The following is a 26,338-nucleotide window of genomic DNA, read 5'->3' as shown; positions in this document are numbered from 1 at the left end:
CAGACCAGAGACGAGGAATCAAGCCGTGAGCGACGTCCGTAACGTGATCATCATCGGCTCCGGGCCCGCAGGCTACACGGCGGCGCTCTACACCGCGCGCGCGTCGCTGAAGCCCCTGGTGTTCGAGGGAGCCGTCACCGCCGGTGGCGCGCTGATGAACACCACCGAGGTCGAGAACTTCCCGGGCTTCCGCGACGGCATCATGGGCCCCGAGCTCATGGACAATATGCGGGCGCAGGCCGAGCGCTTCGGCGCCGAGCTCATTCCGGACGACATCGTCTCCGTCGACCTGAGTGGTGAGATCAAGACCGTCACCGACACCGCCGGCACCGTTCACCAGGCGAAGGCCGTCATCGTCGCCACGGGCTCCCAGCACCGCAAGCTGGGCCTGCCCAACGAGGACGCGCTGTCCGGTCGCGGTGTCTCCTGGTGTGCGACCTGCGACGGCTTCTTCTTCAAGGACCAGGACATCGCCGTGATCGGCGGCGGTGACACCGCGATGGAGGAGGCCACCTTCCTCTCGCGGTTCGCCAAGTCCGTGACGATCGTCCACCGCCGGGACACGCTGCGTGCCTCCAAGGCGATGCAGGAGCGTGCCTTTGGCGACCCGAAGATCAAGTTCGTGTGGGACAGCGAGGTCGCCGAGATCCAGGGCGAGCAGAAGCTCTCCGGTCTGAAGCTGCGCAACGTCAAGACCGGCGAACTGTCGGAGCTGCCCGCGACCGGTCTGTTCATCGCGATCGGCCACGACCCGCGCACCGAGCTGTTCAAGGGCCAGCTGGACCTGGACGAGGAGGGCTATCTGAAGGTCGCCTCCCCGTCCACCCGCACCAATGTGACCGGCGTCTTCGCCGCCGGTGACGTGGTCGACCACACCTACCGCCAGGCGATCACCGCGGCCGGCACCGGCTGCTCCGCCGCTCTGGACGCCGAGCGCTTCCTCTCCGCCCTGGCGGACGAGGACAAGGCCGAGCCCGAGAAGTCCGCCGCCGTCTGACCTTCCCCTTCCCCCCGCCCCACCGCACGATCGAGTTAAGGAGCCCGCCGTGGCCGGCAGCCTGAAGAATGTGACCGACGATTCCTTCGAGCAGGACGTCCTCAAGAGCGACAAGCCCGTCCTGGTGGACTTCTGGGCCGCCTGGTGCGGTCCGTGCCGCCAGATCGCTCCGTCCCTGGAGGCGATCGCTGCCGAGTACGGCGAGAAGATCGAGGTCGTCAAGCTGAACATCGACGAGAATCCGGGCACGGCCGCCAAGTACGGCGTCATGTCCATCCCCACCCTGAACGTCTACCAGGGTGGCGAGGTCGCCAAGACCATCGTCGGTGCCAAGCCGAAGGCCGCGATCGTTCGCGACCTCGAGGAGTTCATCGCCGAGTAAGGCGGAGAACCGTGCTGTCCGCGCGGCGGCGCATGTTTCACGTGAAACACGAATGGGCCAACCCTTCCGGGTTGGCCCATTCGCTTATGTCACCGTGCTGACGCTACAGCGGCCTCAGCGCCGGCTCCTTCTGAACCGCTCCGAGAAGCCGGTCGAGCGCCATCTCCACGTCTTCCTTCCAGGAGAGGGTCGACCGCAGCTCCAACCGCAGTCGGGGATGCGTGGGATGCTGCCGGACCGTTTTGAAGCCGACGGCCAGAAGATGATCCGCCGGCAGCAGGCAGGCGGGTTCCTTCCAGCGAGCGTCGCCGAAGGCTTCGATGGCCTTGAAGCCTCGGCGCAGCAGATCCTTAGCGACCGTCTGCACGAGCACTCGGCCCAGCCCCTGTCCCTGATAGCCGGGCATGATGAACGCCGTCATCAGCTGCACGGCATCCGGTGAGACGGGACTCGTGGGAAAGGCCGTCGAGCGCGGTACATAGGCCGGAGGGGCATAGAGAACGAAACCCACCGGTACATCATCGACGTACACCACCCGGCCGCACGATCCCCAGTCCAGCAGGACTGCCGAGATCCAGGCTTCCTTCTCCAGTGCCGACGTCCCCGCCCTTACCGCCGCTTCGCCGCTGACGGGGTCCAGCTCCCAGAAGACACACGACCGACAGCGTTGGGGAAGGTCCTGAAGGTTGTCCAGCGTGAGCGGCACGAGCCGACGCCCCATGAAGGCTGTTCCTCGCTTCCTTCGCCCGCCGCATCACGCGCAGCTGTCAGAGCGCTCCGCTCCCTGAGCAGGCTGCCGACGAATCCGCCGACTGCTCCAAGGCTCAGGCCCGCGCTCACCAGTCCGGTGCGGCTCATCGATCGCATGGCCCCGTCTCCCCACTCAGAGATGCAGATGCTGTCCGGTGGATGCGCCATACCCGTTCGCATCGTATCCGCGATGCGATTCGCTCGATACCGCCTCAAAGCAAAGAGCGAGCCGTGTTCCGGCATACACCGGACACGGCCCGCTCTGTGCATGGCCGAGTGGGTCGGGCCAGGATCAGTCCTCCTGGTCGTCCGTCGCGTCCTGCAGCTCCTGATTCAGCACCGGACCCTCACCAGGAGCGAGCGTGCTCAGGATCCGCTGCAGATCGTCCACCGAGGCGAACTCAACGGTGATCTTGCCCTTCTTCTGGCCGAGGTCGACCTTCACCCGTGTCTCGAAGCGGTCCGACAGGCGGGTCGCCAGCTCGTTCAGGGCCGGGGACAGCCGGGAGCCGGCGCGCGGCCCCTTGGGACGCTGAGGCTTCTGGGGCCGCGAACCCATGAGGGTCACGATCTCCTCGACGGCTCGTACCGACAGCCCCTCGGCCACGATGCGGTGAGCCAGCCGGTCCTGCTCCTCGGAGTCCTCGATGGACAACAGTGCCCGGGCATGCCCGGCGGAGAGGACACCGGCAGCCACCCGCTTCTGGACGGCCGGCGAGAGCTTCAGCAGACGCAGCGTATTGGAGACCTGGGGCCGGGAGCGCCCGATCCGGTCGGCAAGCTGGTCGTGCGTGCAGTTGAAGTCCTTCAGCAGCTGGTCGTAGGCAGCCGCCTCCTCCAGCGGGTTCAGCTGTGCACGGTGGAGGTTCTCCAGCAGCGCGTCCAGGAGGAGCTTCTCGTCCTCCGTGGCCCGGACGATCGCCGGGATGGCCTCCAGACCGGCCTCGCGGCAGGCCCGCCAGCGGCGCTCGCCCATGATCAGCTCATAGCGGGCGGGACCCAGCTGCCGTACGACGACCGGCTGGAGGAGCCCGACCTCCTTGATGGAGGTGACCAGCTCCTGGAGCGCGTCCTCGTCGAAGACATCGCGCGGCTGGCGTGGGTTGGGCGAGATGGCGTCGAGGGGGATTTCGGCGAAGTGCGCGCCCATGGGAGCAGTCGGCGTCTCCATGACGGGGCTTGCCGGAGGCTCCTCGGTTTCATGTGAAACAGGCGGCAGTGTGGCCACCTTCGCCGCGGCAACCCCGCGGTCGTTCGTCAGCGCCGGGACGGCTGCGGGGGAGGCGGAGGCCCCTCCTCCTCCTCCCAGCGCGGCCGGAGCCGGCGTCTTCTCCGTCGGGGCAGCGGGGATCAGTGCGCCGAGACCACGCCCCAGCCCCCTCCGTCGCTCACTCACTGGATCCCCTCCACCATGCTCGGATCGTTCTGGGCGCCGATGTGGGCCTGGCTCGCGTCATAGCTGATGCCGCTGCCCTTCAGCGCGATTTCTCGGGCCGCCTCAAGATACGAGAGAGCACCGCTCGATCCAGGATCGTAAGTCAGCACTGTCTGCCCGTAACTCGGCGCCTCGGAGATACGGACCGAGCGGGGAATGCTTGTCCGCAGTACCTCGTCGCCGAAGTGGGTGCGCACCTCTTCCGCGACCTGGGAGGCGAGACGCGTCCGGCCGTCGTACATGGTGAGCAGGATGGTCGACACATGCAGCGTGGGGTTGAGGTGCCCCCGCACCAGGTCGACGTTGCGCAGCAGCTGGCCCAGACCCTCCAGTGCGTAGTACTCGCACTGGATCGGGATGAGGACCTCCTGCCCCGCCACCAGCGCGTTGACCGTCAACAGGCCGAGCGAGGGCGGGCAGTCGATGAGGATGTAGTCCAGCGGCTGTTCATAGGCCTGGATCGCCCGCTGCAGTCGGCTCTCACGGGCCACCAGGGACACCAACTCGATCTCCGCACCGGCGAGATCGATGGTGGCGGGAGCACAGAAGAGTCCCTCGACATCGGGGACCGGCTGGACGACCTCGGCGAGAGGCTTGCTCTCCACCAACACGTCGTAGATGGAGGGAACTTCTGCGTGGTGGTCGATTCCGAGGGCGGTGGACGCGTTGCCCTGCGGGTCGAGGTCAATCACCAGGACCCGGCCGCCGTGCAGAGCCAGCGAAGCAGCAAGATTGACGGTGGTCGTCGTCTTACCCACGCCGCCCTTCTGGTTGGCGACCACGATGACTCTGGTCTGCTCGGGCCGTGGCAGGCCTTCGCCGGCGCGGCCCAGAGCCTCTACCGCCAGTTGGGCCGCACGACCGATCGGAGTGTCGTCCATCGGAGGCGGTGTTTCACGTGAAACATCCACCCCCATCGACTCGGTACGGGGACCGGGGACCGGATCGGTCATCGGTCCCGCGATGTTGGCGTCGGACCGCAAGGATTCACTCTCCTCGACTTCAGGCTCGCAATGAACAGAGCCTCCCATGTCTTCGGGGTCGTGAACCAGTGAGGCCTGGTGTTCTGTGGAGAAATCCACCTCTGTGGACAACTCCATGCCCCTGGAGAGGGACGAAGTGCCCTGTGGCAAGGGTGGAGAGCCCTGGGACAGCGACGGGGTTCCCCGGGAGACGGAATCCTCCCCCAGGGAACCGAGGGGCTTGCGGTCGCGCGGTTCGGCCGCAGCGCGGCCACGACTGATGATCCCGTGCAGAAGTGAGCGACGTTTCACGTGAAACACGATGCACAGCGACGGCGATCGGACCTTCGCGACACTCCGGCCTGCGTAGGTTTGGCAGCTTGTGTGGAGTACGTCTCACCGTCAGGACGGATCAGAGACGCGCCTGCTCCTGCTCAACGTCGACGGCGGGCCCGACCAGTCCGGGCCGCCTTGGCACGCTTGGCCGCGAACCGCACGCCGCCCGGGCTCTCCCCGACCTCGACCCGCACCACCGTGGACATCGGGTCCACGATGCCCTCACCCACATGCAGGATCGACGTCTCCACCGCACCGAGCTTGCTGAGTGCCGTCGCCGCGGCCTTCAGCTCCTCCTCGGCGGTGTCTCCCTTCAGCGCGAGCATCTCGCCGTAGGGACGCAGTAGCGGGATGCCCCAGGCGGCCAGGCGGTCCAGTGGGGCCACGGCTCGGGCCGTCACCACATGGACCGGCGGCAGCTTGCCCAGGACCTCCTCGGCACGGCCTCGCACCACCGTGACGTGATCCAGGCCAAGCAGCTCGACGACCTCGGTGAGGAAGGTGGTGCGCCGCAGCAATGGCTCCAGAAGAGTGATGTTCAGGTCGTCCCTGACCAGGGCCAGCGGGATACCGGGCAAGCCGGCACCGGAGCCGACATCGCAGACCGTCACTCCCTCGGGGACGGCCTCGGAGAGCACCGCACAGTTCAGCAGGTGCCGCTCCCACAGGCGGGGCACTTCCCGCGGGCCGATCAGGCCACGCTGCACGCCCGCCTCGGCGAGCAGCTCCGCGTAGCGAACCGCATCGGCGAAGCGATCACCAAACACTTCCCGCGCCTGCTCGGGCGCGGGGGGAAGCTCCGCTGCCTCCGTCACGGGGACCGTCCTTCCGTACAGCGCCGGCGCTTCGCGCACCGGCCACCAGAACTACCAGGCTGACAAACTTCGGCCCCGTCTGCTCAACAGACGGGGCCGGTGAAACGTGGGGGCCGATCAGGCGGGCAGCACGACGACGAACCGCTGCGGTTCCTCGCCCTCGGACTCGCTGCTCAGTCCCGCGGCCTTGACCGCGTCGTGCACGACCTTGCGCTCGAACGGGGTCATCGGATTGAGCTTGACGGGCTCGCCGGTGTTCTTCGCCTCGGCGGCGGCCTTGGCACCGATCTCGGACAGCTCGGCCCGCTTCTTGGCCCGGTAACCCGCGATGTCCAGCATGAGCCGGCTGCGGTCGCCGGTCTCCCGGTGCACGGCCAGGCGCGTCAGCTCCTGCAGTGCCTCCAGCACCTCGCCGTCCCGGCCGACCAGCTTCTGCAGGTCCCGGCCGCCGGTGTCGCTGATGATCGACACGGAGGCGCGGTCGGCCTCGACGTCCATGTCGATGTCGCCGTCGAGGTCGGCGATGTCCAGCAGACCCTCCAGGTAGTCCGCCGCGATCTCACCCTCCTGTTCCAGGCGGGTCAGGGCGTCTGCACCCTCGGCAGCGGCAGAGGTGGTGCCTTCCGTCACGGGATGGGCTCCTTCTTACTTCTTGGACGGGGACTTGGGCCGCTGCGGGCCACCCTTGCGCTGGCCGGACTGGGCCTTGCTGCGGGTGCCGGAGCCGGGCTTCGGGGCCTGCTGGGCAGCGGTGGGCTTGGCGTCCTGCGGCTCGTCGGACTTCTCCAGCGAGGTGGACCCGCCCGTCTGCTTGGGCCCGCCGGACTGACGCTGTGACTTGGACTGGCGCTTGGGCTGCTGGCGCCGGGGCGCGGTGCCGGCCTCCGAGGTGGTCTCCACACCGTCCGCGGTCTGCGCCGTGTCCTGGGCCACGCTCTTCACCACGGTGCCGTCGGACTGGGCGGCGAGACCGGCCTTGTTCACGGCGTTGATGAACTTGCGCTCGAACTCGTTGCGGTCCCGGCCCTTCGCGACGATCGCCTTGACGATGGCCTTCTCGCTGCGCCGGCGGACCTTGCCGTGCTGGGTGACGTGCTTGGTCAGGCGCTCCAGGTAGGCGGCCTGGGCCTTGGAACCCGGGGTCGGGTTGTTGTGGATGACGTACATCTGCTGGCCCATGGTCCACACGTTGGTGGTCAGCCAGTAGACGAGGACACCGACCGGGAAGTTGATACCGAAGACGGCGAACATGACCGGGAAGACGTACATCAGCATCTTCTGCTGCTGCATGAACGGCGTCTTCACCGTCGTGTCGACGTTCTTCGTCATCAGCTGGCGCTGCGTGTAGAACTGCGAGAACGACATCAGGATGATCATGACCGCGGTCACGACCCGGACGTCGGTCAGCGTGGCGCCCAGCGCCGCGACCTTGTCCGAGCTGTCCATGAACTTCGCGGCCAGCGGGGCGCCGAAGATGTGCGCCTTACGGGCGCTGGCGAGCAGCGGCTCGTTGATGACGCCGATCGGCTTGGCCGTCGCGATGCCGTTGAGCACGTGGTACAGGGCGAAGAAGAACGGGGACTGCGCCAGGATGGGAAGGCACGAGGAGAGCGGGTTGGTACCCGACTCCTTGTACAGCTTCATCATCTCTTCGGACTGACGCTGCTTGTCGTTCTTGTAGCGCTCCTGGATTTTCTTCATCTCTGGCTGGAGCGTCTGCATGGCCCGGGTCGCCTTGATCTGCTTCACGAAGAGCGGGACCAGGCAGATGCGGATCAGGATCACCAGGGACACGATGGACAGGCCCCAGGCCCACCCGGTGTCAGCACCGAAGATCGCGCCGTACACCTTGTGGAACTGGACGATGACCCATGAAACGGGTGTCGTGATGAAGCTGAAGAGGCTGGCAATCGTGTCCACTAATCATGCTCCTTGGGCATGGGACGAGGTCTCTGCGGCCGGGCTCGAAGGAGGACCGGAAAGAGGCTTCGCTTCGGTGGCCGGTTCGGCGGCGGAGGGCCCGCCCTTGCGTGCGCGCCAAGCGTTGCGCAGCATTTCGTGCCACCGCGGTCGCTTGCGCGGCGGGACGTAGTCCACACCGCCCAGCGACCACGGATTGCACCGGAGGATGCGCCAGGCGGTGAGTGCCGTTCCCTTGATCGCACCGTGCCGGTCGATGGCCGTGTAGCCGTAGTGGGAGCACGACGGGTAGTACTTGCACACCGGCCCCAGCAATGGACTGATCGTCCACTGGTACAGCTTGATCAGAGCCAGCAGCGGGTACTTCATCGCGCGCCCCCTCCCAGCAGCCGCTGAACGGCGGCGTCCAGGTCTCGGGCCAGCTGTGCGTGGTCTGCGTCGCCCGCTCCGGGCAGCGCTCGTACGACTACCAGGCTACCGGGGGGAAACAGGGCGACTCGGTCACGCATCAGATGACGCAGTCTGCGCTTCACTTTGTTGCGCACGACCGCGCCACCCACGGCCTTGCTCACGACGAAACCCGCACGCGTCGAGGGAGCGCTCTCCCCAGGCGCGTGCGGGTCCGTGGCACCGCTACGAAGGTGGACGACGAGGGTCGGGCGTCCTGCCCGGCGACCTCGTCGGACCGCGGTCGCGAAGTCCTCGCGCCGCCTCAGCCGGTTCTCGGTGGGCAGCACGACGTCATGACCCGATCGGGATCAGGCGGACAGACGGGCGCGACCCTTGCTACGGCGGGACGCGAGAATCGCGCGGCCGGCACGGGTGCGCATACGCAGCCGGAAGCCGTGGGTCTTCGCGCGACGACGGTTGTTCGGCTGGAAGGTGCGCTTGCTCACTCGGGGGCTCCAGAAAGAAATCGGTAGTTGCGGGGTGCCGTCTTGGCTGTCACCGTGCGCCCACGAGTAGCTCGCGTCACGCCCGAGTGCACCGCTTCCCGATCACCTGACGTGACCTGTGCCCATCGGAGGCAGGCGGCAGCAGCCATCGACAACTCGACCTGGTTACGGTACGCGGGGCTGCGCCATCCGGTCAAACCGAGGGTCACGGAGAGACACTATCCACAGGCTGGGGACAACAACTTGAACCGCACCCGCCGCGCTGACTACCGTGGCTGAACTCCGATTCGTTCTTTTGTCCCCCGCCCCGGCGGGTTTGACCCACCCGACCACCCGAAGTACCCCCCGACCCGTCCCGCGATCACACGTTCGTGGGACCTGTGAGAGAGCGTGCCCTGTGGCTGACGTACCCGCCGATCTTGCCGCAGTGTGGCCGCGAGTACTGGAGCAGCTCCTCGGAGAGGGCCGCGGACAGGGTGTCGAGGCGAAGGACGAGCACTGGATCCGGCGCTGCCAGCCGCTCGCGCTGGTCGCGGACACCGCTCTGCTCGCCGTACCGAACGAATTCGCGAAGGGCGTACTGGAGGGCCGTCTCGCGCCGGTCGTCAGCGAGACACTGAGCCGCGAGTGCGGCCGCCCCATCCGTATCGCCATCACCGTGGACGACTCCGCGGGCGAGCCGCCGGCCCCCACGGCGCCGGTGCAGCAGCCGCCCAAGCCGCGCTACGAAGAGCCCGAGCTGCCGTCCGGCCCGTCCTACGAGGAACGGTCCTACGAGGAACGGTCCTACGAGGGCTACGGCCGCCACCGTGCCGTCGAGCAGCCGCCGGCCGAGCAGCAGCCCCGCCCCGACCAGCTGCCCGCCGGCCGCGCGGACCAGCTTCCCGTCGTACGCCCGGCTTATCCCTCCGAGTACCAGCGCCGCGAACCCGGCGCCTGGCCGCGGCCCACCCAGGACGAGTACGGCTGGCAGCAGCCGCGGCTCGGCTTCCCCGAGCGCGACCCGTACGCATCACCGTCGTCCCAGGACGCCTACGGCTCCGGACCGGAGGGCTACGGCTCGCCGTCCCCGGACTACCGCTCGCCGGGCCGGGACCGGCCGTCGTACGAGCAGCAGCGCGGCGACTACGACAATCCGCGCGCCGACTACGACTCGGGGCGTCCGGACTACGACTCCATGCGCACCGAGTACGACCAGCGCGACCCCGTCCGCCGTGAGCTGCCCGAGCAGCCGACGGGTGGCGGCCCGGCGCACCGCGGCGGCCCCGGCCGCCCGGACCTGCCCGCGACAGGCGCCCCCGGCCCGCTGGCCGCACAGCCCGCGCCGGCGAGCGGTCCCGGCGAGCCGACGGCACGGCTGAACCCGAAGTACCTCTTCGACACGTTCGTCATCGGCGCCTCCAACCGGTTCGCGCACGCGGCCGCGGTCGCCGTCGCCGAAGCACCGGCGAAGGCGTACAACCCCCTCTTCATCTATGGGGAGTCGGGGCTCGGCAAGACGCATCTGCTGCACGCGATCGGGCACTACGCGCGAAGCCTCTACCCGGGCACGCGCGTGCGCTATGTGAGCTCGGAGGAGTTCACCAACGAGTTCATCAACTCCATCCGCGACGGCAAGGGCGACAGCTTCCGCAAGCGCTACCGTGAGATGGACATCCTGCTCGTCGACGACATCCAGTTCCTCGCGGACAAGGAGTCGACGCAGGAGGAGTTCTTCCACACCTTCAACACGCTCCACAACGCCAACAAGCAGATCGTGCTCTCCTCCGACCGGCCGCCGAAGCAGCTGGTCACGCTGGAGGACCGGCTGCGGAACCGTTTCGAGTGGGGTCTGATCACCGATGTCCAGCCGCCCGAGCTGGAGACGCGTATCGCGATCCTGCGCAAGAAGGCGGTGCAGGAACAGCTGAACGCGCCGCCGGAGGTGCTGGAGTTCATCGCCTCCCGGATCTCGCGGAACATCCGTGAGCTGGAGGGCGCGCTGATCCGGGTGACGGCGTTCGCCTCGCTCAACCGGCAGCCGGTCGACCTCGGCCTGACCGAGATCGTCCTGAAGGACCTGATCCCCGGTGGCGAGGACTCCGCCCCCGAGATCACGGCCACGGCGATCATGGCGGCCACCGCGGACTACTTCGGGCTGACGGTGGAGGACCTGTGCGGCACCTCGCGCGGTCGCGCGCTGGTCACCGCGCGGCAGATCGCCATGTACCTGTGCCGGGAGCTGACCGATCTGTCGCTGCCGAAGATCGGGGCGCAGTTCGGCGGGCGTGACCACACCACCGTCATGCACGCCGACCGCAAGATCCGGGCGCTGATGGCCGAGCGGCGGTCGATCTACAACCAGGTGACCGAGCTGACGAACCGGATCAAGAACGGCTGACGGCGGCTGCGCCTGGCCTCCGCCGACGTCGAGGGCGCCTTCGGGACACATGTCCCGGAGGCGCCCTTTGGCATGCGCCCCCGTGCCGCGCGCGGGGTCTCCCGGGCCCCTGAGGCACCGGGGGAGGTACGGCTGCCCGCCGCTGCATGGGCACGGCCGAGGGCTGTGGAGTGTTCCTCGTTCGCCCACCGGGTGTTCGATTAAGTGCCGGGTTACGGCCATCCTCCACAGATTCGCTGGGTTTCTTCCGTCCACATGCTGGGGACTGTCGAGTTGTCCCGAACGGCGTCCACAGGGAGCCCGTTCATACGACGTTCGCCCAGCTCAGCTGCCTGTGGAATCGTGGATGAACGATCTCCACAGACTGTGGACGAAGGAAAGATCCACAGGCTGTGCACGAAGTTTTCCACTGACACCCCACAGGCTGGAGCCGGTTGTCCCCAGTGATCACCGGCTTCTCCACATGGCTGTCCACTGTTCGGCAACGCGACGCACCCGCTCACCTCGTCGAGTGAAAGCCGTCACACGAAGGTGCCGGATTGGGGTGTGGGAAACGTGGGTAAACCTGGGGACGCAGCTGGGGAGAACTGCCCTCAGGCTGTGGGCGGGGTGTGCAGAACTTTCCGTTCTCCACAGATGCACCCGGTTGTCCACCGCCGCCACCCACAGGCCCCGTGGACAAAATCTCGGCTCTGAGCTGGGCAAACGAGGTTATCCACGGTATCCACAGGCCCTACTACTACTCCCGACTAGAGAGAGTCCGGCAATCGATTTGAAGCGGGGCCTGTGCACAACTCGCCGTCTCGTGCCCGGCTGCCTCCCGGAGCGACTTGACCCCGACGGGCACCTACTGTCAGTGCGGTGCGTCAGACTGGTCCCCGGTGTCCTTCCCTTCGCAGCGGGCGGTGACACCGAGTCGGAGGACTCAGTAGCAACAGCAGGAGGCGGCTTACGGTGAAGATCCGGGTGGAACGCGACGTACTCGCGGAGGCAGTGGCGTGGGCGGCACGCAGCCTCCCGGCCCGTCCGCCGGCGCCTGTCCTCGCCGGCCTTCTCCTCAAGGCCGAGGACGGCCAGCTGAGCCTGTCGAGCTTCGACTACGAGGTCTCCGCGCGGGTGTCCGTGGAAGCCGAGGTCGAGGAGGAGGGCACCGTCCTCGTCTCCGGCCGACTGCTCGCCGACATCTCCCGCGCTCTGCCCAACCGGCCGGTGGAGATTTCCACAGACGGTGTACGGGCGACGGTGGTCTGCGGGTCCTCCCGGTTCACCCTGCACACCCTGCCTGTGGAGGAGTACCCGGCGCTGCCGCAGATGCCGAACGCCACCGGCACCGTCCCCGGCGAGGTCTTCGCGGCCGCCGTGTCCCAGGTGGCCATCGCGGCCGGCCGGGACGACACGCTGCCCGTCCTCACCGGTGTGCGCATCGAGATCGAGGGCGACACGGTCACCCTGGCCTCCACCGACCGCTACCGCTTCGCCGTCCGCGAGTTCCTGTGGAAGCCGGAGAACCCGGACGCCTCCGCGGTCGCCCTGGTCCCGGCCAAGACGCTGCTGGACACCGCCAAGTCCCTCGGCGCCGGTGACAGCGTCACCCTGGCGCTGTCCGGCTCGGGCGCGGGCGAGGGCCTGATCGGTTTCGAGGGCGCCGGGCGGCGTACGACCACCCGGCTGCTCGAGGGCGACCTGCCGAAGTACCGCACGCTGTTCCCGACCGAGTTCAACTCCGTCGCCGTGATCGAGACCGCGCCCTTCGTGGAGGCCGTCAAGCGCGTGGCGCTGGTGGCCGAGCGGAACACCCCGGTGCGGCTGAGCTTCGAGCAGGGCGTGCTGATCCTGGAGGCGGGCTCCAGCGACGACGCACAGGCTGTGGAAAGGGTCGACGCCCAGCTGGACGGCGACGACATCTCCATCGCCTTCAACCCGACGTTCCTGCTGGACGGTCTGAGCGCGATCGACTCCCCGGTGGCTCAGCTGTCGTTCACGACGTCCACGAAGCCGGCGCTGCTCAGCGGGAGGCCGGCGCTGGATGCCGAGGCCGACGACGCGTACAAGTACCTGATCATGCCGGTCCGGCTCAGCGGCTGACCGTTCGTCCACAGCTGTGCACAGCGCCGGGTGCCTGGTGTGGGCGCCCGGGTGCCTGTGGAAAAGCGCAGGTCGCAGGCCCCACGCATGAGCGCGTATGCCCACAGCTGTGCGTGAAGGGGCGGGTTTAGGCTCGCCTTCGGCACCTCGTGCCTCTCACGCCACACAGCGACCTAAGGAACACAACTGATGGAGCTCGGTCTCGTCGGCCTCGGCAAGATGGGCGGCAACATGCGCGAGCGGATCCGCCGCGCGGGCCACACCGTCATCGGATACGACCGCAACGCGGACCTCGCGGATGTCCACAGCCTGGAAGAGCTTGTGGGCAAGCTCAGCGGTCCGCGCGTGGTCTGGGTGATGGTCCCGGCCGGCGAGCCCACCCAGTCGACCATCGACCAGCTGGCCGAGCTGCTGGAGCCCGGCGACGTGGTCGTGGACGGCGGCAACTCCCGCTGGACGGACGACGAGAGGCACGCCGAGGAGCTGGCGGCCAAGGGCATAGGCTTCGTCGACTGCGGCGTCTCCGGCGGCGTCTGGGGCCTGGAGAACGGGTACGCGCTGATGTACGGCGGCGACGCCGAGAACGTCGCCAAGGTGCAGCCGGTCTTCGACGCGCTGAAGCCGGAGGGCGACTTCGGCTCGGTGCACGCCGGCAAGGTCGGCGCGGGCCACTTCGCGAAGATGGTCCACAACGGCATCGAGTACGCCATGATGCAGGCCTACGCCGAGGGCTGGGAGCTGCTGGAGAAGGTGGACTCCGTGGAGAACGTCCGCGAGGTCTTCCGCTCCTGGCAGGAGGGCACCGTCATCCGCTCCTGGCTGCTCGACCTCGCGGTCAACGCGCTGGACGACGACGAGCACCTGGAGGGCCTGCGCGGTTATGCACAGGACTCCGGTGAGGGACGCTGGACTGTGGAGGCCGCGATCGACAACGCGGTGCCGCTGCCGGCGATCACCGCGTCGCTGTTCGCGCGGTTCTCCTCCCGCCAGGAGGACTCGCCGCAGATGAAGATGATCGCCGCGCTGCGCAACCAGTTCGGCGGTCACGCCGTAGCGAAGAAGTAATCCACAGATCCACCGGGGCGCCCGGCGCGTCCTGTGGATCCACAGCTCATCAGCACTCTGGGGAAGGCCGGCGAAACGACCATGCACGTCACGCATCTTTCGCTGGCCGACTTCCGCTCGTACGCCCGGGCCGAGGTTCCGCTCGACCCGGGCGTCACCGCCTTCGTCGGCCCCAACGGGCAGGGCAAGACCAACCTGGTGGAAGCCGTCGGATACCTCGCGACCCTCGGCAGCCACCGGGTCGCCTCCGACGCGCCCCTGGTCCGCATGGGCGCCGAGCGGGCCGTCATCCGGGCGCAGGTCCGGCAGGGCGAGCGGCAGCAGCTGGTCGAGCTGGAGCTGAACCCCGGCAAGGCCAATCGCGCCCGCATCAACCGGTCCTCGCAGGTCAGGCCCAGGGACGTACTGGGGATCGTACGGACCGTGATGTTCGCGCCCGAAGATCTCGCCCTCGTCAAAGGCGACCCGGGCGAACGGCGGCGGTTCCTCGACGAGCTGATCACGGCCCGGTCGCCGCGCATGGCCGGGGTGCGCTCCGACTACGAGCGGGTCCTCAAGCAGCGCAACACCCTGCTCAAGACAGCGGCCCTGGCGCGCCGGCACGGCGGGCGGAGGGGGGCACCTCCCGGGCGAGCGGATTCGAGCCTGGGGGCGGATCTGTCCACGCTCGACGTGTGGGACCAGCATCTCGCGCGCGCGGGCGCCGAACTGCTCGCGCAGAGGCTGGACCTGATTGCCGCGCTGCAGCCGCTGGCCGACAAGGCGTACGAGCAGCTGGCCCCCGGCGGTGGACCGCTGGCGCTGGAGTACAAGCCGTCCGCGCCCGGCGACGCCCACGCGCGTGAGGATCTCTACGCCCAGCTGATGGCGGCGCTGGCGGAGGCGCGCAAGCAGGAGATCGAGCGCGGTGTCACCCTCGTGGGCCCTCATCGGGATGATTTGATTCTCAAACTCGGCCAGCTCCCCGCCAAGGGGTACGCCTCCCACGGCGAGTCCTGGTCCTACGCGCTCGCCCTGCGCCTGGCCTCCTACGACCTGCTGCGGGCCGAGGGCAACGAGCCGGTGCTGGTCCTGGACGACGTCTTCGCCGAGCTGGACACGCGCCGGCGGGAACGGCTCGCCGAGCTGGTCGCACCCGGCGAGCAGGTGCTGGTCACCGCGGCCGTGGACGACGACGTACCCGACGTGCTGACCGGGGTGCGGTACGCCGTGGCCGACGGGACGGTGGAACGCGTATGAGCACCGACGAACCCACCCCCCGCAACCCGAAGAAGGACGGGGACGAACCCTCCGGTGTCGACCTCGCGCGCGTGGCGTTGCGCGCTGCGAAGGAGCAGGCACGCGCGCGTGGGGACGCGGCGCGGCAGAAGAAGCAGGCCCGCCGCGGTGGCGGGCTGCGCTCCGGCGCGCGCGCCGACGGCCGCGACCCGATGGCGTTGGGCGCCGCGATCAACCGGCTGCTGACCGAGCGCGGCTGGGAGACCCCCGCGGCGGTGGGCGGGGTGATGGGCCGCTGGCCGCAGATCGTCGGCGAGGACCTGGCCAAGCACTGTGTGCCGCAGCGGTACGACGAGGACGAGCGCGTGCTGGTCGTCAGCTGCGACTCGACGGCCTGGGCGACCCAGCTGCGCCATCTCGCGCCCGCGCTGGTCGCCCGCCTCAACGAGGATCTCGGGCACGGCACCGTGCGGATGATCAAGGTGCTGAATCCGGGCGGCCCGGCCCGGCGCTACGGCCCGCTGCGGGCGCCGGGGAGCTCCGGGCCCGGCGATACGTACGGGTGACGTACATCACGTCGAAGAGTGGGGCCGTGCCGTCGGGGCGGCGCCGTATCACACGTGTGGAGAGCCGCCGCGGCACCGGCGGATCGCCATCTGACCCCCCAGTAGCCAAGGGTTGACGGCTCGAAGCGCTGAGTGCCGCTGTGAGCCCCTCGGAGCCCCCATCCGTATATCGGGACCCGATCGAGGCCGGTTCAGGGCGGCACATGGGGACTCAGGTACCGGCAAACCCCCATCGATGTCAGAGCTACCGGTAGACTGGAAGACAATCCCGCCCCATCGTGGGGACCGCCCGGGAAAAGCTGAGCAACGCTGATCAAGGCTTACCACCGCAACATGCCGCAGCCGCTCCGGCAAACCCGCCGACGAGCCCGGCTCGTGCTGTGCCAGAAAGGGCGCTTCGTGGCCGATTCCGGCAACCCCAACGAGAACATCCCGTCCACCGACGCCGGCGCGAACGGCGAGCCCGCCGGGGCCACCGTGAACGCCGAGGCCGCGGCCTCGGCTTCCTACGACGCCAGCGCCATCACCGTGCTCGAAGGGCTGGACGCGGTCCGCAAGCGGCCCGGCATGTACATCGGTTCCACGGGCGAGCGCGGTCTGCACCACCTGGTGTACGAGGTCGTCGACAACTCGGTCGACGAGGCGCTGGCCGGGTACGCGGACACGATCGACGTCACGATCCTCGCCGACGGCGGCGTCCGGGTCGTCGACAACGGCCGCGGCATCCCGGTGGGCATCGTGCCCTCCGAGGGCAAGCCGGCGGTCGAGGTCGTGCTGACCGTGCTGCACGCGGGCGGCAAGTTCGGCGGCGGCGGTTACGCCGTCTCCGGCGGTCTGCACGGTGTGGGAGTGTCCGTCGTGAACGCGCTGTCCACGAAGGTCTCCGTCGAGGTCAGGACCGACGGGTACCGGTGGACGCAGGACTACAAGATGGGCGTTCCGACCGCCCCCCTGGACAAGCACGAGGCGACCGAGGAGACCGGCACGTCGGTCACCTTCTGGGCCGACCCGGAGATCTTCGAGACCACCGAGTACTCCTTCGAGACGCTGTCGCGGCGTTTCCAGGAGATGGCGTTCCTCAACAAGGGTTTGACGATCAAACTCACCGACGAGCGCGAGTCGGCGAAGGCCACCAGCGGCGCGGACGAGGCGGGCGCGGACGAGAAGGCCGAGGTCAAGGCCGTCACGTACTACTACGAGGGCGGCATCGTCGACTTCGTGAAGTACCTCAACTCCCGCAAGGGGGAGGCGGTGCACCCCACCGTCATCGACCTGGAGGCCGAGGACAAGGACAAGAGCCTGTCCCTCGAGGTCGCGATGCAGTGGAACAGCGGCTACACCGAGGGCGTGTACTCCTTCGCGAACATCATCCACACCCACGAGGGCGGTACGCACGAAGAGGGCTTCCGCGCCGCGCTGACCTCGCTGATCAACAAGTACGCGCGCGACAAGAGGCTGCTGCGCGAGAAGGACGACAACCTCACCGGTGACGACATCCGTGAGGGTCTGACCGCGATCATCTCGGTGAAGCTGAGCGAGCCGCAGTTCGAGGGCCAGACGAAGACCAAGCTGGGCAACACGGAGGCCAAGACCTTCGTGCAGAAGGCGGTCTACGAGCACCTCAACGACTGGCTGGACCGCAACCCGGTCGAGGCCGCGGACATCATCCGCAAGGGCATCCAGGCGGCCACCGCGCGTGTGGCGGCCCGCAAGGCCCGCGACCTGACCCGCCGCAAGGGCCTGCTGGAGTCGGCGTCCCTGCCGGGCAAGCTCTCCGACTGCCAGTCGAACGACCCCACCAAGTGCGAGATCTTCATCGTCGAGGGTGACTCCGCCGGCGGCTCGGCCAAGTCCGGCCGGAACCCGCAGTACCAGGCGATCCTCCCGATCCGCGGCAAGATCCTCAACGTGGAGAAGGCCAGGATCGACAAGATCCTGCAGAACCAGGAGATCCAGGCGCTGATCTCGGCCTTCGGCACGGGTGTGCACGAGGACTTCGACATCGAGAAGCTCCGCTATCACAAGATCATCCTCATGGCGGACGCCGACGTCGACGGCCAGCACATCAGCACCCTGCTGCTGACCTTCTTGTTCCGCTTCATGCGGCCGCTGGTCGAGGCCGGGCACGTGTACCTGTCCCGTCCTCCGCTGTACAAGATCAAGTGGGGCCGGGACGACGTGGAGTACGCGTACTCCGACCGCGAGCGCGACGCACTGATCGAGATGGGCCGCCAGCGCGGCAAGCGCGTCCGCGAGGACTCGATCCAGCGCTTCAAGGGTCTCGGCGAGATGAACGCCGAGGAGCTGCGCGTGACCACGATGGACCAGGAGCACCGGGTCCTCGGCCAGGTCACCCTCGACGACGCCGCCCAGGCCGACGACCTGTTCTCGGTCCTCATGGGCGAGGACGTCGAGGCCCGCCGCCAGTTCATCCAGCGCAACGCCAAGGACGTCCGCTTCCTCGACATCTGAGTCGGTCTCAGCTGACCGCACCAGGAAGGATCTTCACCAGCTATGGCCGACGAGAACACTCCGCAAACCCCTGAGACCGAGGGCGGCGAGCTCGCGATGCGCGTCGAGCCCGTCGGGCTCGAGACGGAGATGCAGCGCTCGTACCTGGACTACGCGATGTCCGTCATCGTGTCGCGTGCGCTGCCCGACGTCCGGGACGGCCTCAAGCCCGTCCACCGGCGCGTGCTGTACGCGATGTACGACGGCGGCTACCGCCCCGACCGCGGCTTCTACAAGTGCGCCCGTGTCGTCGGTGACGTCATGGGCAACTACCACCCGCACGGCGACAGTTCGATCTACGACGCGCTGGTGCGCCTCGCGCAGCCGTGGTCGATGCGGATGCCGCTGGTGGACTCCAACGGCAACTTCGGCTCCCCGGGCAACGACCCGGCGGCCGCGATGCGGTACACCGAGTGCAAGATGGCGCCGCTGTCGATGGAGATGGTCCGCGACATCGACGAGGAGACCGTCGACTTCACGGACAACTACGACGGCCGCTCCCAGGAGCCGACCGTCCTGCCGGCCCGCTTCCCGAACCTGCTGATCAACGGCTCGGCCGGGATCGCGGTCGGCATGGCGACCAACATCCCGTCGCACAACCTGCGCGAGGTCGCGGCCGGCGCCCAGTGGTACCTGGAGAACCCGGAGGTCTCCCACGAGGAGCTGCTCGACGCGCTGATGGAGCGCATCAAGGGCCCGGACTTCCCGACCGGCGCCCTGGTGGTGGGCCGCAAGGGCATCGAGGAGGCGTACCGCACCGGGCGCGGCTCCATCACGATGCGCGCGGTCGTCGAGGTCGAGGAGATCCAGGGCCGGCAGTGCCTGGTGGTGACCGAGCTGCCGTACCAGGTCAACCCGGACAACCTGGCGCAGAAGATCGCCGACCTGGTGAAGGACGGCAAGATCGGCGGCATCGCGGACGTCCGTGACGAGACCAGTTCCCGTACGGGCCAGCGGCTGGTCATCGTCCTGAAGCGGGACGCGGTCGCCAAGGTCGTGCTGAACAACCTGTACAAGCACACCGACCTGCAGACGAACTTCGGCGCCAACATGCTGGCGCTGGTCGACGGCGTGCCGCGCACGCTCTCCCTGGACGCGTTCATCCGCCACTGGGTGACGCACCAGATCGAGGTCATCGTCCGCCGTACCCGCTTCCGGCTGCGCAAGGCCGAGGAGCGGGCGCACATCCTGCGCGGTCTGCTGAAGGCCCTGGACGCGATCGACGAGGTCATCGCGCTGATCCGGCGCAGCGAGACCGTCGAGATCGCGCGCGGCGGCCTGATGGACCTGCTGGAGATCGACGAGATCCAGGCCAACGCGATCCTCGAGATGCAGCTGCGGCGCCTGGCGGCCCTTGAGCGGCAGAAGATCGTCCAGGAGCACGACGAACTCCAGGCGAAGATCAGCGAGTACAACGAGATCCTCGCCTCCCCGGTCCGTCAGCGCGGGATCGTGAGCGAGGAGCTGGCCGCGATCGTCGAGAAGTACGGCGACGACCGTCAGACCAAGCTGATCCCGTACGAGGGCGACATGTCCATCGAGGACCTGATCGCCGAGGAGGACATCGTCGTCACGGTCACCCGCGGCGGCTATGTCAAGCGGACCAAGACGGACGACTACCGGGCGCAGAAGCGCGGCGGCAAGGGCGTGCGCGGCACGAAGCTGAAGGAAGACGACATCGTCGACCACTTCTTCGTCTCCACCACCCACCACTGGCTGCTGTTCTTCACCAACAAGGGCCGGGTGTACCGGGCGAAGGCGTACGAGCTGCCGGAGGCCGGCCGGGACGCGCGCGGGCAGCACGTGGCGAACCTGCTGGCCTTCCAGCCGGACGAGGCGATCGCCGAGATCCTGGCGATCCGGGACTACGAGGCGGCGCCGTACCTGGTGCTGGCCACCAAGTCCGGTCTGGTCAAGAAGACGCCTCTGAAGGATTACGATTCGCCCCGCTCCGGCGGCGTGATCGCGATCAATCTGCGCGAGCGCGAGGACGGTTCGGACGACGAGCTGATCGGTGCCGAGCTGGTCTCGGCGGACGACGATCTCCTTCTGATCAGCAAGAAGGCCCAGTCGATCAGGTTCACGGCCACGGACGACTCCCTGCGCCCGATGGGCCGCGCCACCTCCGGTGTGAAGGGCATGAGTTTCCGTGAAGGCGATGAACTTCTGTCGATGAATGTTGTTCGACCCGGTACGTTCGTGTTCACTGCCACCGACGGCGGGTACGCGAAGCGGACCGTTGTCGACGAGTACCGCGTCCAGGGCCGCGGTGGCCTCGGTATCAAGGCCGCCAAGATCGTGGAGGACCGTGGTTCGCTCGTCGGGGCGCTGGTCGTCGAGGAGACCGACGAGATCCTCGCGATCACCCTCTCCGGCGGCGTGATTCGTACGCGAGTCAATGAAGTCAGGGAGACGGGCCGTGACACCATGGGCGTCCAACTGATCAACCTGGGCAAGCGCGATGCCGTGGTCGGTATCGCACGTAACGCCGAGGCGGGGCGCGAGGCGGAGGAGGTCGACGGCGAGGAGGCCGTCGATGCCGCCGAGGGTGCTCAGGCCGGCGGCATGGACGAGGGTGAGGCGCCCTCGGCCGAGTAGCACGAGGAGAGAGTCATCGTGAGCGGAGCCACGGGCGCCGGATCGGCCGGTACCCCCACGGGTACGGAAACGGACGGCGGCGGCCGTGGCTCCGCCGCGCACGGGGCGGGTGCGGGGAGCGTGACCGACCCGCACACGACCAACCTGAAGCCGGTGAAGGTGTCCGCCAAGGACTCCGCCGGCACGTCTGGATCCCAGGGGGGAACTGTGACGGACACCCGAGGCCCGGCCGCGGCCGGCGAGGCGCAGTCGTCGTCTCCGCTCCCCGGGGAGCGGAGCCCGGAGCAGCCCTCCGGGCCGTACCACCCGCCGCAGGCGTATCCGGCGCAGCCGCCCGCCGACGCCGTACGACGGCCCCGTACCGGCGCGCGTACGGCGCCACGCACCCGTAAGGCGCGGCTGCGGGTGGCCAAGGCCGACCCCTGGTCGGTGATGAAGGTCAGCTTCCTGCTCTCCATCGCGCTCGGCATCTGCACGATCGTCGCCTCGGCGGTGCTGTGGATGGTCATGGACGCGATGGGCGTGTTCTCGACGGTGGGCGGCACGATCTCCGAGGCGACCGGTTCGAACGAGGGGAACGGTTTCGATCTCCAGTCGTTCCTGTCGCTCCCCCACGTCCTGATGTTCACGACGATCATCGCGGTCATCGACGTGGTCCTGGCCACGGCGCTCGCGACGCTCGGCGCGTTCATCTACAACCTCTCCGCCGGCTTCGTGGGCGGCATCGAGCTGACGCTGGCGGAGGACGAATAGGCCCTCCGGAGGGCGTACGGACACCCTGCGGGTCCCCTGACCTGACGGTCCCCCGACAACCGATTTTGGGACTGACGTGGTCGTGCGCTAATCTTCAGGAGTCAGCGCGCGGGACACACACCGCACAGCGCGGCGGGGCTATAGCTCAGTTGGTTAGAGCGCATCCCTGATAAGGATGAGGCCACAGGTTCAAATCCTGTTAGCCCCACCAGCACGAAGACCCCCGGTCCGGATGGATCGGGGGTCTTTGGCGTTCGTGGCGTACATGTGTCCGTGGCGCACAAAGGGAACAGAAAAGGCCCGACCGCTGGCGACGGGGGATGCACCAGCGATCGGGCTGTGGCCAAGGGTAACAAGACCGGAGGCCTTGCGGGGCGAAGTCGGGCAGGAATAAGTCAGGTTGGCCGATCAGTGGTCACACGGAGGGTCGTAGGAGAGACGGGGCAGGTACTCGTGCCACTTCTGCGGGGTCAGTACGCCCCGGGTGACCGAGCAGATGTGGTCGATCGCCGCGTCGGACTCCAGGCTCCACAGGCGGACCGTGTCCGTGCCGCTGGAGACGCCGAGGACGCGGCTTCCGGGGCTGAAGGACAGGAACGTGCCCGACTTGGCGTTGGGGCTCATCGACTGGCCGATGGGGGTCGCCGAGTCGGGGTGGCTGACGTTCCACAGCCGTACCGTGTTGTCGTTGCCGCCGCTGGCCAGAACGTGCCCGTCCGGGCTGAATGTCAGCAGTTTCACCGCCTCGGTGTGGCCGGTGAGCGGCCCGCCCAGCGCGGCTGCCGAGGCGGGGTGGCTGATATTCCACAGCCGGACCGTGTCGTCGTCGCTGCCGCTGGCCAGAACGTGCCCGTCCGGACTGAAGGCGATCGCGTTGACCGGGCCCGAGTGCTCGGTGAGCCGGCCGAGCACGGTCGGCCGGGCCGGGTCGGTGACGTTCCAGAGGCGGATCGTGCTGTCCGCGCTGCCGGAGGCCAGGGTGCGGCCGTCGGGGGAGAACGCGAGCGCGTTGACGTAGCCGCGGTGGCCGGTCAGTGGTCTGTCGAGCGCCACGGGGTGCGCGGGGTCGGTGACGTTCCACAGCTGAATGGTGGCGTCGTCGTAGGCGCTGGCCAGGGTGCGGCCGTCCGGGCTGAAGGCGAGCGTGTCGGGCCCCGCGAAGCGCGTCCGCAAGCGGATGGGCGGGCCGGCGGCGACCGGGTGGGACGGGTCGCGGACGTTCCACAGGTACACCGACTGGTTGTTGGTGAGGACGGCCAGGGTGCGGCCGTCGGGGGAGAACACCGGTGCACGATGGCCGCCGTCCGCTTGCATGAACGGTTCCCCCAGTGGCGCGGGCCGCGCGGGCCGCGTCACGTTCCACAACCGGAGCCTGCCGTCCCGGTCTGCCGTGGCCAGCACCCGTCCGTCCGGCCGGAACGCGCCGGTGCGGCCGATGATGTCCGAGGTCGACAGCGACCACAGGCGCACCTTGCTGTCGCCGCTGCCGGTGGCCAGGGTCCGCCCGTCGGGGCTGAACCCCAGCGCGTACATCTCCCCGCTGCTGCCCGCGAGCGGCCCCCCGACCTGTGACGGGGACGACGGATCGGTCACGTTCCACAGGCTGGCGGTGCTGTCCGCGCTCGCGGCGGCGAGCCGGTTGCCGTCCGGACTGAAGGCCACCGACCAGATCGGGCCGGTGTGCCCGGCCAGCGGCGAGCCGAGCACGGACGGGTGCGCGGGGTCGGTGACGTGCCAGAGGCGGATCGTGTCGTCCGCGCTGCCGGAGGCGAGGGTGTGGCCGTCAGGGCTGAACGCCACCGAGTGCACGAGGTCCGTGTGGCCCTTGAGCGCGGTGGGGTACTGCTTCGGCCGGCGGGGGTCGGCCGTGTTCCACAGCAGGATCGTGTTGTCGTCGCCGCCGGCCGCGAGGGTGTGGCCGTCGGGGCTGAACGCGACGCTGCGCACCGCGGCGCTGTGCCCGCGCAGGGCGGTGAGCTCGCTCGGCCGGCGCCGATCGGTCACGTTCCACAGCCGTACCGTGTGGTCCTCGCCGGCGCTGGCGAGGGTGCGGCCGTCCGGGCTGAAGGCGACCAGATAGATCGTGCCCCGGTGGCCGGTGAGCGGACTGCCGAGCAGTCTCGGGCGGGCGGGGTCGGTGACGTCCCACAGCCGGATCGTGCCGTCGTCGCCGGCGCTGGCGAGGGTGCGGCCGTCCGGGCTGAAGACGGCGCTGCTCACCCAGCTGGTGTGGCCGGTCAGGGGCCTGCCCAGCGACCTGGGGTGGCGTGGGTCGGCCACGTTCCACAGCCGGACGGTCCGGTCGTAGCTGGCCGTGGCCAGCGTTCTGCCGTCGGGGCTGAAGGAGGTGAGGTAGACGGCACCGGTGTGGCCGGACAGGAGGGTGGCCAGCGGCGCGTTCACGATCGAGATCAGCCTGCTGTACGTGCCCTCGTCGGCCGGGCGCAGATGGTGCGCGACCAGGTCGAGCTGGGCGGCCAGGGACGGATCCGTGTGCTGGACCCGGTCGGCCTCGGCGAGCACCTGCTCGAAGACGGCGTCGTCCCGCTGCTGCCAGGCGATCACCGCCGACCCGCCCGCGACCAGGGACAGCACCACCAGCGCCGCGACGGCGGCCCGGCTGATCCACACCGTGCGCTTGCGCAGCCGGACGGCCGCGGCCAGGAACTCCATCGCGCTGCGGGTCAGATACGTGTCCCCGGCCGACCGCGCCCAGTTGCGTGCCTGCTCCAGCCGGGAGCCCCGGTAGAGCAGCGAGCTGTCCCGGCCGGAGTCCTCCCAGGCCCGGCCGTCCTCCTCCAGGCGCTGGCGCAGCAGTTGGTCGCCCCGGTCGTCGTCGATCCAGTGCCGCAGCCGGGGCCAGGCGTGCAGCAGCGCCTCATGGGTGATCTCCACGGTGTCCGCGTCCAGCGTCACCAGCCGGGCCTGTACGAGGGCCTCCAGGGACTCCTCCGTCTTGCCGGGGTCCGCCGACTCCTCCGCCAGCTGCCGCCGGGTGCCCCGCCGCCGTGTGGCCTGGGTGTCCTCGCCCAGCCGGACCAGCCGCAGCAGGAGCAGCCGGGCGGCCGTACGGGCCGCGGGGTCCAGCCCCGACCAGGCACGCTCGGCGGTGGCCGCGACCGCCCCCTGGATCCCCCCGGCCGCGCGGTAGCCGGCCAGCGTCAGCCGTCCGGCCTTGCGGCGCTGCCAGGTGGCGAGCAGGGCGTGCGAGAGCAGCGGGAGCACGCCCGCGTCGTGTGCCCCGCGCGGTCCGTCGGCGCTGACCTCGCGGACGATCAGCTCGGCGAGCCCCGGTTCCAGCTCCAGGCCCACCGCCTTGGCCGGACCGGTCACCGCCTCGCGCAGCTCGGCGCTGGTCAGCGGGCCGAGCACCATATGCCGGTGCTGGAGCGCGTCGGCCAGTTCCGGATAGCCGAGGCACTGCTCGTAGAAGTCGGCGCGGATGCCGAGGACGACGAGCACCGGTGCGGGCTCGTCCGAGTCGGGGGGCGGGGTGCAGGCGGCGTGCAGGAGCTGGAGGAACGTGCGCCGGTCCGCCTCGTCGGAGCAGAGCGTGAACGCCTCCTCGAACTGGTCCACGACGACGACCGGGCGGCATTCGGCGGTCGTCTCGCGGCGGGCCCACTCCGACACGGCCTCGCGGGCGGCCCGAGCCACCCATGGGGAGTCGGAGCCGGGAACCACCGGATTCTCCGTGGCCTCCTGTTCGGCCCGACGCGCGTCGGCGGCGACCGTGCCGAGATCGGGGATACGGCGGACCAGCTCACCGAGGGGGTCGGCACCGGGGACCAGGTACAGGACGCAGTCGGCGGTGGTTTCCTGCGGAGCCCGGGGTGGTGCGGCGCTGGTGTGAGGTGCGGCGCTGGTGTGCGGTATGCCGGTGCGTCCGTCGTGGAGCGCGCCGCCGCGTACGGCGGGGACCAGGCCGGCGTTCAGCAGGGAGGACTTCCCGGCTCCCGAGGCGCCCACCAGCATCACCAGGCCGCCGGTCCGCTCGGCCGCGCGGAGCTGGGCGATGAGTGCGCTCGTGCTCCGTTCCCGGCCGAAGAACCACCGGGCGTCCTCCTGCCGGTAGGGCGCGAGCCCTCGGTAGGGGCAGACGCCTCCCGTGACGGGCGGGTCCTGAGCGGGAGGCCGCCGGTCGTCTTCCGAGGGCGACGCGGGCCGGTCGCCCACCGGGTCGGCCAGCGCCCGCTCCCACAGCCGCTGCCAGTGCACGAGGTCGTACAGTCCTGTGGACACCGGCGCGGGCCGCAGTCGGCGTGCCTCCGGTATCAGGATGTGCAGCACCGCCGCCAGGGCGGTGAACTGGGCCGGCACGTTCTTGGCCCGGCGCCAGTCGCTGATCCGCTGCGCGGACACCCGCACGGGCCGCCCGCGCTCGTCGACCCGCTGCAGTCGTACGACCGCCTCGGAGACGCTCTTGAGGGGAGGGTTTCCAGCCTCCTTGTACAGCAGCGCGAGGCGCTCGGCGAAAGCTGTGCGTGCCCCTGAGTCGGAACTCAAGGCCCCACCCCTTTACGTTCCCCCGCATCTGGACGTCCGGACCGGAAAACCCACCCTATACGCCTGACCTGCGAATAAGCACCGGACCAGAAGTCGCGGTCTCCTCGGCGTGAGCAACAGATGGCAGGATCCGGACCCGGTGGTGGAACCGTCACACACCGTC

At 69.0% G+C, this 26,338-nt stretch carries 20 protein-coding genes and 1 tRNA gene; 11 read left to right on the top strand and 10 right to left on the bottom strand.

The genetic code is table 11. From position 1 onward, the window contains the following. The first annotated feature begins 25 nt into the window (after positions 1-25). The gene (trxB, locus tag ACZ5NH_RS16505; protein WP_468775815.1) at positions 26-997 is read left to right on the top strand and encodes a thioredoxin-disulfide reductase; all 972 of its coding nucleotides are present in this window, start codon (positions 26-28) and stop codon (positions 995-997) included. Between the two features lie 49 nt (positions 998-1,046). After that, positions 1,047-1,379 (top strand): thioredoxin, encoded by a 333-nt coding sequence (trxA, locus tag ACZ5NH_RS16500; protein ID WP_388622784.1) that lies wholly within the window; start codon positions 1,047-1,049, stop codon positions 1,377-1,379. 103 nt (positions 1,380-1,482) lie between these two features. Here the strand turns inward: trxA and ACZ5NH_RS16495 are convergent, their stop codons facing one another. The 9 genes from ACZ5NH_RS16495 to rpmH form a co-directional block, all read right to left on the bottom strand. Next, a complete protein-coding gene (locus ACZ5NH_RS16495; protein ID WP_451554851.1) occupies positions 1,483-2,100 on the bottom strand; it encodes a GNAT family N-acetyltransferase in 618 nt (205 codons plus the stop codon). Positions 2,101-2,421: 321 nt separating this feature from the next. Next, on the bottom strand, positions 2,422-3,525 hold the full coding sequence (locus ACZ5NH_RS16490; protein ID WP_468775812.1) for a ParB/RepB/Spo0J family partition protein: 1,104 nt from the start codon (positions 3,523-3,525) through the stop codon (positions 2,422-2,424). Then, a complete protein-coding gene (locus ACZ5NH_RS16485) occupies positions 3,522-4,595 on the bottom strand; it encodes a ParA family protein (protein ID WP_468776192.1) in 1,074 nt (357 codons plus the stop codon). Before ACZ5NH_RS16485 ends, ACZ5NH_RS16490 begins: the two co-directional genes overlap by 4 nt. Positions 4,596-4,960: 365 nt before the next feature. Then, positions 4,961-5,677 (bottom strand): 16S rRNA (guanine(527)-N(7))-methyltransferase RsmG, encoded by a 717-nt coding sequence (gene rsmG / locus ACZ5NH_RS16480; RefSeq protein WP_388622792.1) that lies wholly within the window; start codon positions 5,675-5,677, stop codon positions 4,961-4,963. 117 nt (positions 5,678-5,794) lie between these two features. Next, entirely contained in the window at positions 5,795-6,307 is a 513-nt protein-coding gene (locus ACZ5NH_RS16475) for a Jag family protein (RefSeq protein ID WP_468775810.1), read from the bottom strand. 15 nt (positions 6,308-6,322) lie between these two features. Then, positions 6,323-7,597 carry a membrane protein insertase YidC gene (yidC, locus tag ACZ5NH_RS16470; RefSeq protein ID WP_388622798.1) on the bottom strand — a complete coding sequence of 425 codons (1,275 nt, stop codon included), beginning with the start codon at positions 7,595-7,597 and terminating at the stop codon, positions 6,323-6,325. A 3-nt stretch (positions 7,598-7,600) separates the two neighbouring features. Further along, positions 7,601-7,966: a membrane protein insertion efficiency factor YidD gene (yidD, locus tag ACZ5NH_RS16465; protein WP_468775807.1), complete on the bottom strand. Its 366-nt coding sequence runs from the start codon at positions 7,964-7,966 to the stop codon at positions 7,601-7,603. Then, complete coding sequence (gene rnpA / locus ACZ5NH_RS16460) at positions 7,963-8,334, bottom strand: ribonuclease P protein component (protein ID WP_388622802.1); 372 nt, start codon at positions 8,332-8,334, stop codon at positions 7,963-7,965. Before rnpA ends, yidD begins: the two co-directional genes overlap by 4 nt. Before the next feature lie 21 nt (positions 8,335-8,355). Further along, positions 8,356-8,493 carry a 50S ribosomal protein L34 gene (rpmH, locus tag ACZ5NH_RS16455; RefSeq protein ID WP_003956500.1) on the bottom strand — a complete coding sequence of 46 codons (138 nt, stop codon included), beginning with the start codon at positions 8,491-8,493 and terminating at the stop codon, positions 8,356-8,358. 397 nt (positions 8,494-8,890) lie between these two features. Here rpmH and dnaA point away from each other — a divergent pair, with 397 nt between their 5' ends. The 9 genes from dnaA to ACZ5NH_RS16410 all read left to right on the top strand — a co-directional run bounded on the left by dnaA (position 8,891) and on the right by ACZ5NH_RS16410 (position 21,880). Beyond that, positions 8,891-10,873 carry a chromosomal replication initiator protein DnaA gene (dnaA, locus tag ACZ5NH_RS16450; RefSeq protein ID WP_468775805.1) on the top strand — a complete coding sequence of 661 codons (1,983 nt, stop codon included), beginning with the start codon at positions 8,891-8,893 and terminating at the stop codon, positions 10,871-10,873. A gap of 954 nt (positions 10,874-11,827) precedes the next feature. Beyond that, on the top strand, positions 11,828-12,958 hold the full coding sequence (dnaN, locus tag ACZ5NH_RS16445; protein ID WP_388622807.1) for a DNA polymerase III subunit beta: 1,131 nt from the start codon (positions 11,828-11,830) through the stop codon (positions 12,956-12,958). A gap of 189 nt (positions 12,959-13,147) precedes the next feature. Continuing rightward, positions 13,148-14,023: a phosphogluconate dehydrogenase (NAD(+)-dependent, decarboxylating) gene (gene gnd / locus ACZ5NH_RS16440; protein WP_450981530.1), complete on the top strand. Its 876-nt coding sequence runs from the start codon at positions 13,148-13,150 to the stop codon at positions 14,021-14,023. Positions 14,024-14,104: 81 nt separating this feature from the next. Beyond that, positions 14,105-15,262 (top strand): DNA replication/repair protein RecF, encoded by a 1,158-nt coding sequence (gene recF, locus ACZ5NH_RS16435; RefSeq protein ID WP_451556307.1) that lies wholly within the window; start codon positions 14,105-14,107, stop codon positions 15,260-15,262. After that, a complete protein-coding gene (locus ACZ5NH_RS16430; RefSeq protein ID WP_450981528.1) occupies positions 15,259-15,807 on the top strand; it encodes a DciA family protein in 549 nt (182 codons plus the stop codon). The genes recF and ACZ5NH_RS16430 overlap by 4 nt, the downstream gene beginning before the upstream one ends. 375 nt (positions 15,808-16,182) lie before the next feature. Continuing rightward, positions 16,183-18,279, top strand: coding sequence for a DNA topoisomerase (ATP-hydrolyzing) subunit B (gyrB, locus tag ACZ5NH_RS16425; protein WP_468776188.1), 2,097 nt, complete (start codon positions 16,183-16,185; stop codon positions 18,277-18,279). Between the two features lie 42 nt (positions 18,280-18,321). After that, complete coding sequence (gene gyrA / locus ACZ5NH_RS16420; RefSeq protein WP_468775801.1) at positions 18,322-20,916, top strand: DNA gyrase subunit A; 2,595 nt, start codon at positions 18,322-18,324, stop codon at positions 20,914-20,916. 18 nt (positions 20,917-20,934) lie between these two features. Then, entirely contained in the window at positions 20,935-21,669 is a 735-nt protein-coding gene (locus tag ACZ5NH_RS16415) for a DUF3566 domain-containing protein (RefSeq protein WP_388622819.1), read from the top strand. A gap of 134 nt (positions 21,670-21,803) precedes the next feature. Then, positions 21,804-21,880, top strand: a tRNA-Ile gene (locus ACZ5NH_RS16410). A gap of 197 nt (positions 21,881-22,077) precedes the next feature. Here ACZ5NH_RS16410 and ACZ5NH_RS16405 read toward each other — a convergent pair. Then, complete coding sequence (locus ACZ5NH_RS16405; protein WP_468775799.1) at positions 22,078-26,175, bottom strand: nSTAND1 domain-containing NTPase; 4,098 nt, start codon at positions 26,173-26,175, stop codon at positions 22,078-22,080. Positions 26,176-26,338 lie beyond the last annotated feature (163 nt).

The organism is Streptomyces sp. NPDC031426, from assembly GCF_055581585.1.
This window is presented reverse-complemented; position numbering and strand designations above follow the sequence as displayed.

Coding starts and splice junctions, on each gene's coding strand:
- ACZ5NH_RS16495 (WP_451554851.1), bottom strand. CDS start 2,100: ATGGGGCGTCGGCTCGTGCCGCTCACGCTGGACAACCTTCAGGACCTT.
- ACZ5NH_RS16485 (WP_468776192.1), bottom strand. CDS start 4,595: ATGGGAGGCTCTGTTCATTGCGAGCCTGAAGTCGAGGAGAGTGAATCC.
- yidD (WP_468775807.1), bottom strand. CDS start 7,966: ATGAAGTACCCGCTGCTGGCTCTGATCAAGCTGTACCAGTGGACGATC.
- gnd (WP_450981530.1), top strand. CDS start 13,148: ATGGAGCTCGGTCTCGTCGGCCTCGGCAAGATGGGCGGCAACATGCGC.
- recF (WP_451556307.1), top strand. CDS start 14,105: ATGCACGTCACGCATCTTTCGCTGGCCGACTTCCGCTCGTACGCCCGG.
- ACZ5NH_RS16430 (WP_450981528.1), top strand. CDS start 15,259: ATGAGCACCGACGAACCCACCCCCCGCAACCCGAAGAAGGACGGGGAC.
- gyrA (WP_468775801.1), top strand. CDS start 18,322: ATGGCCGACGAGAACACTCCGCAAACCCCTGAGACCGAGGGCGGCGAG.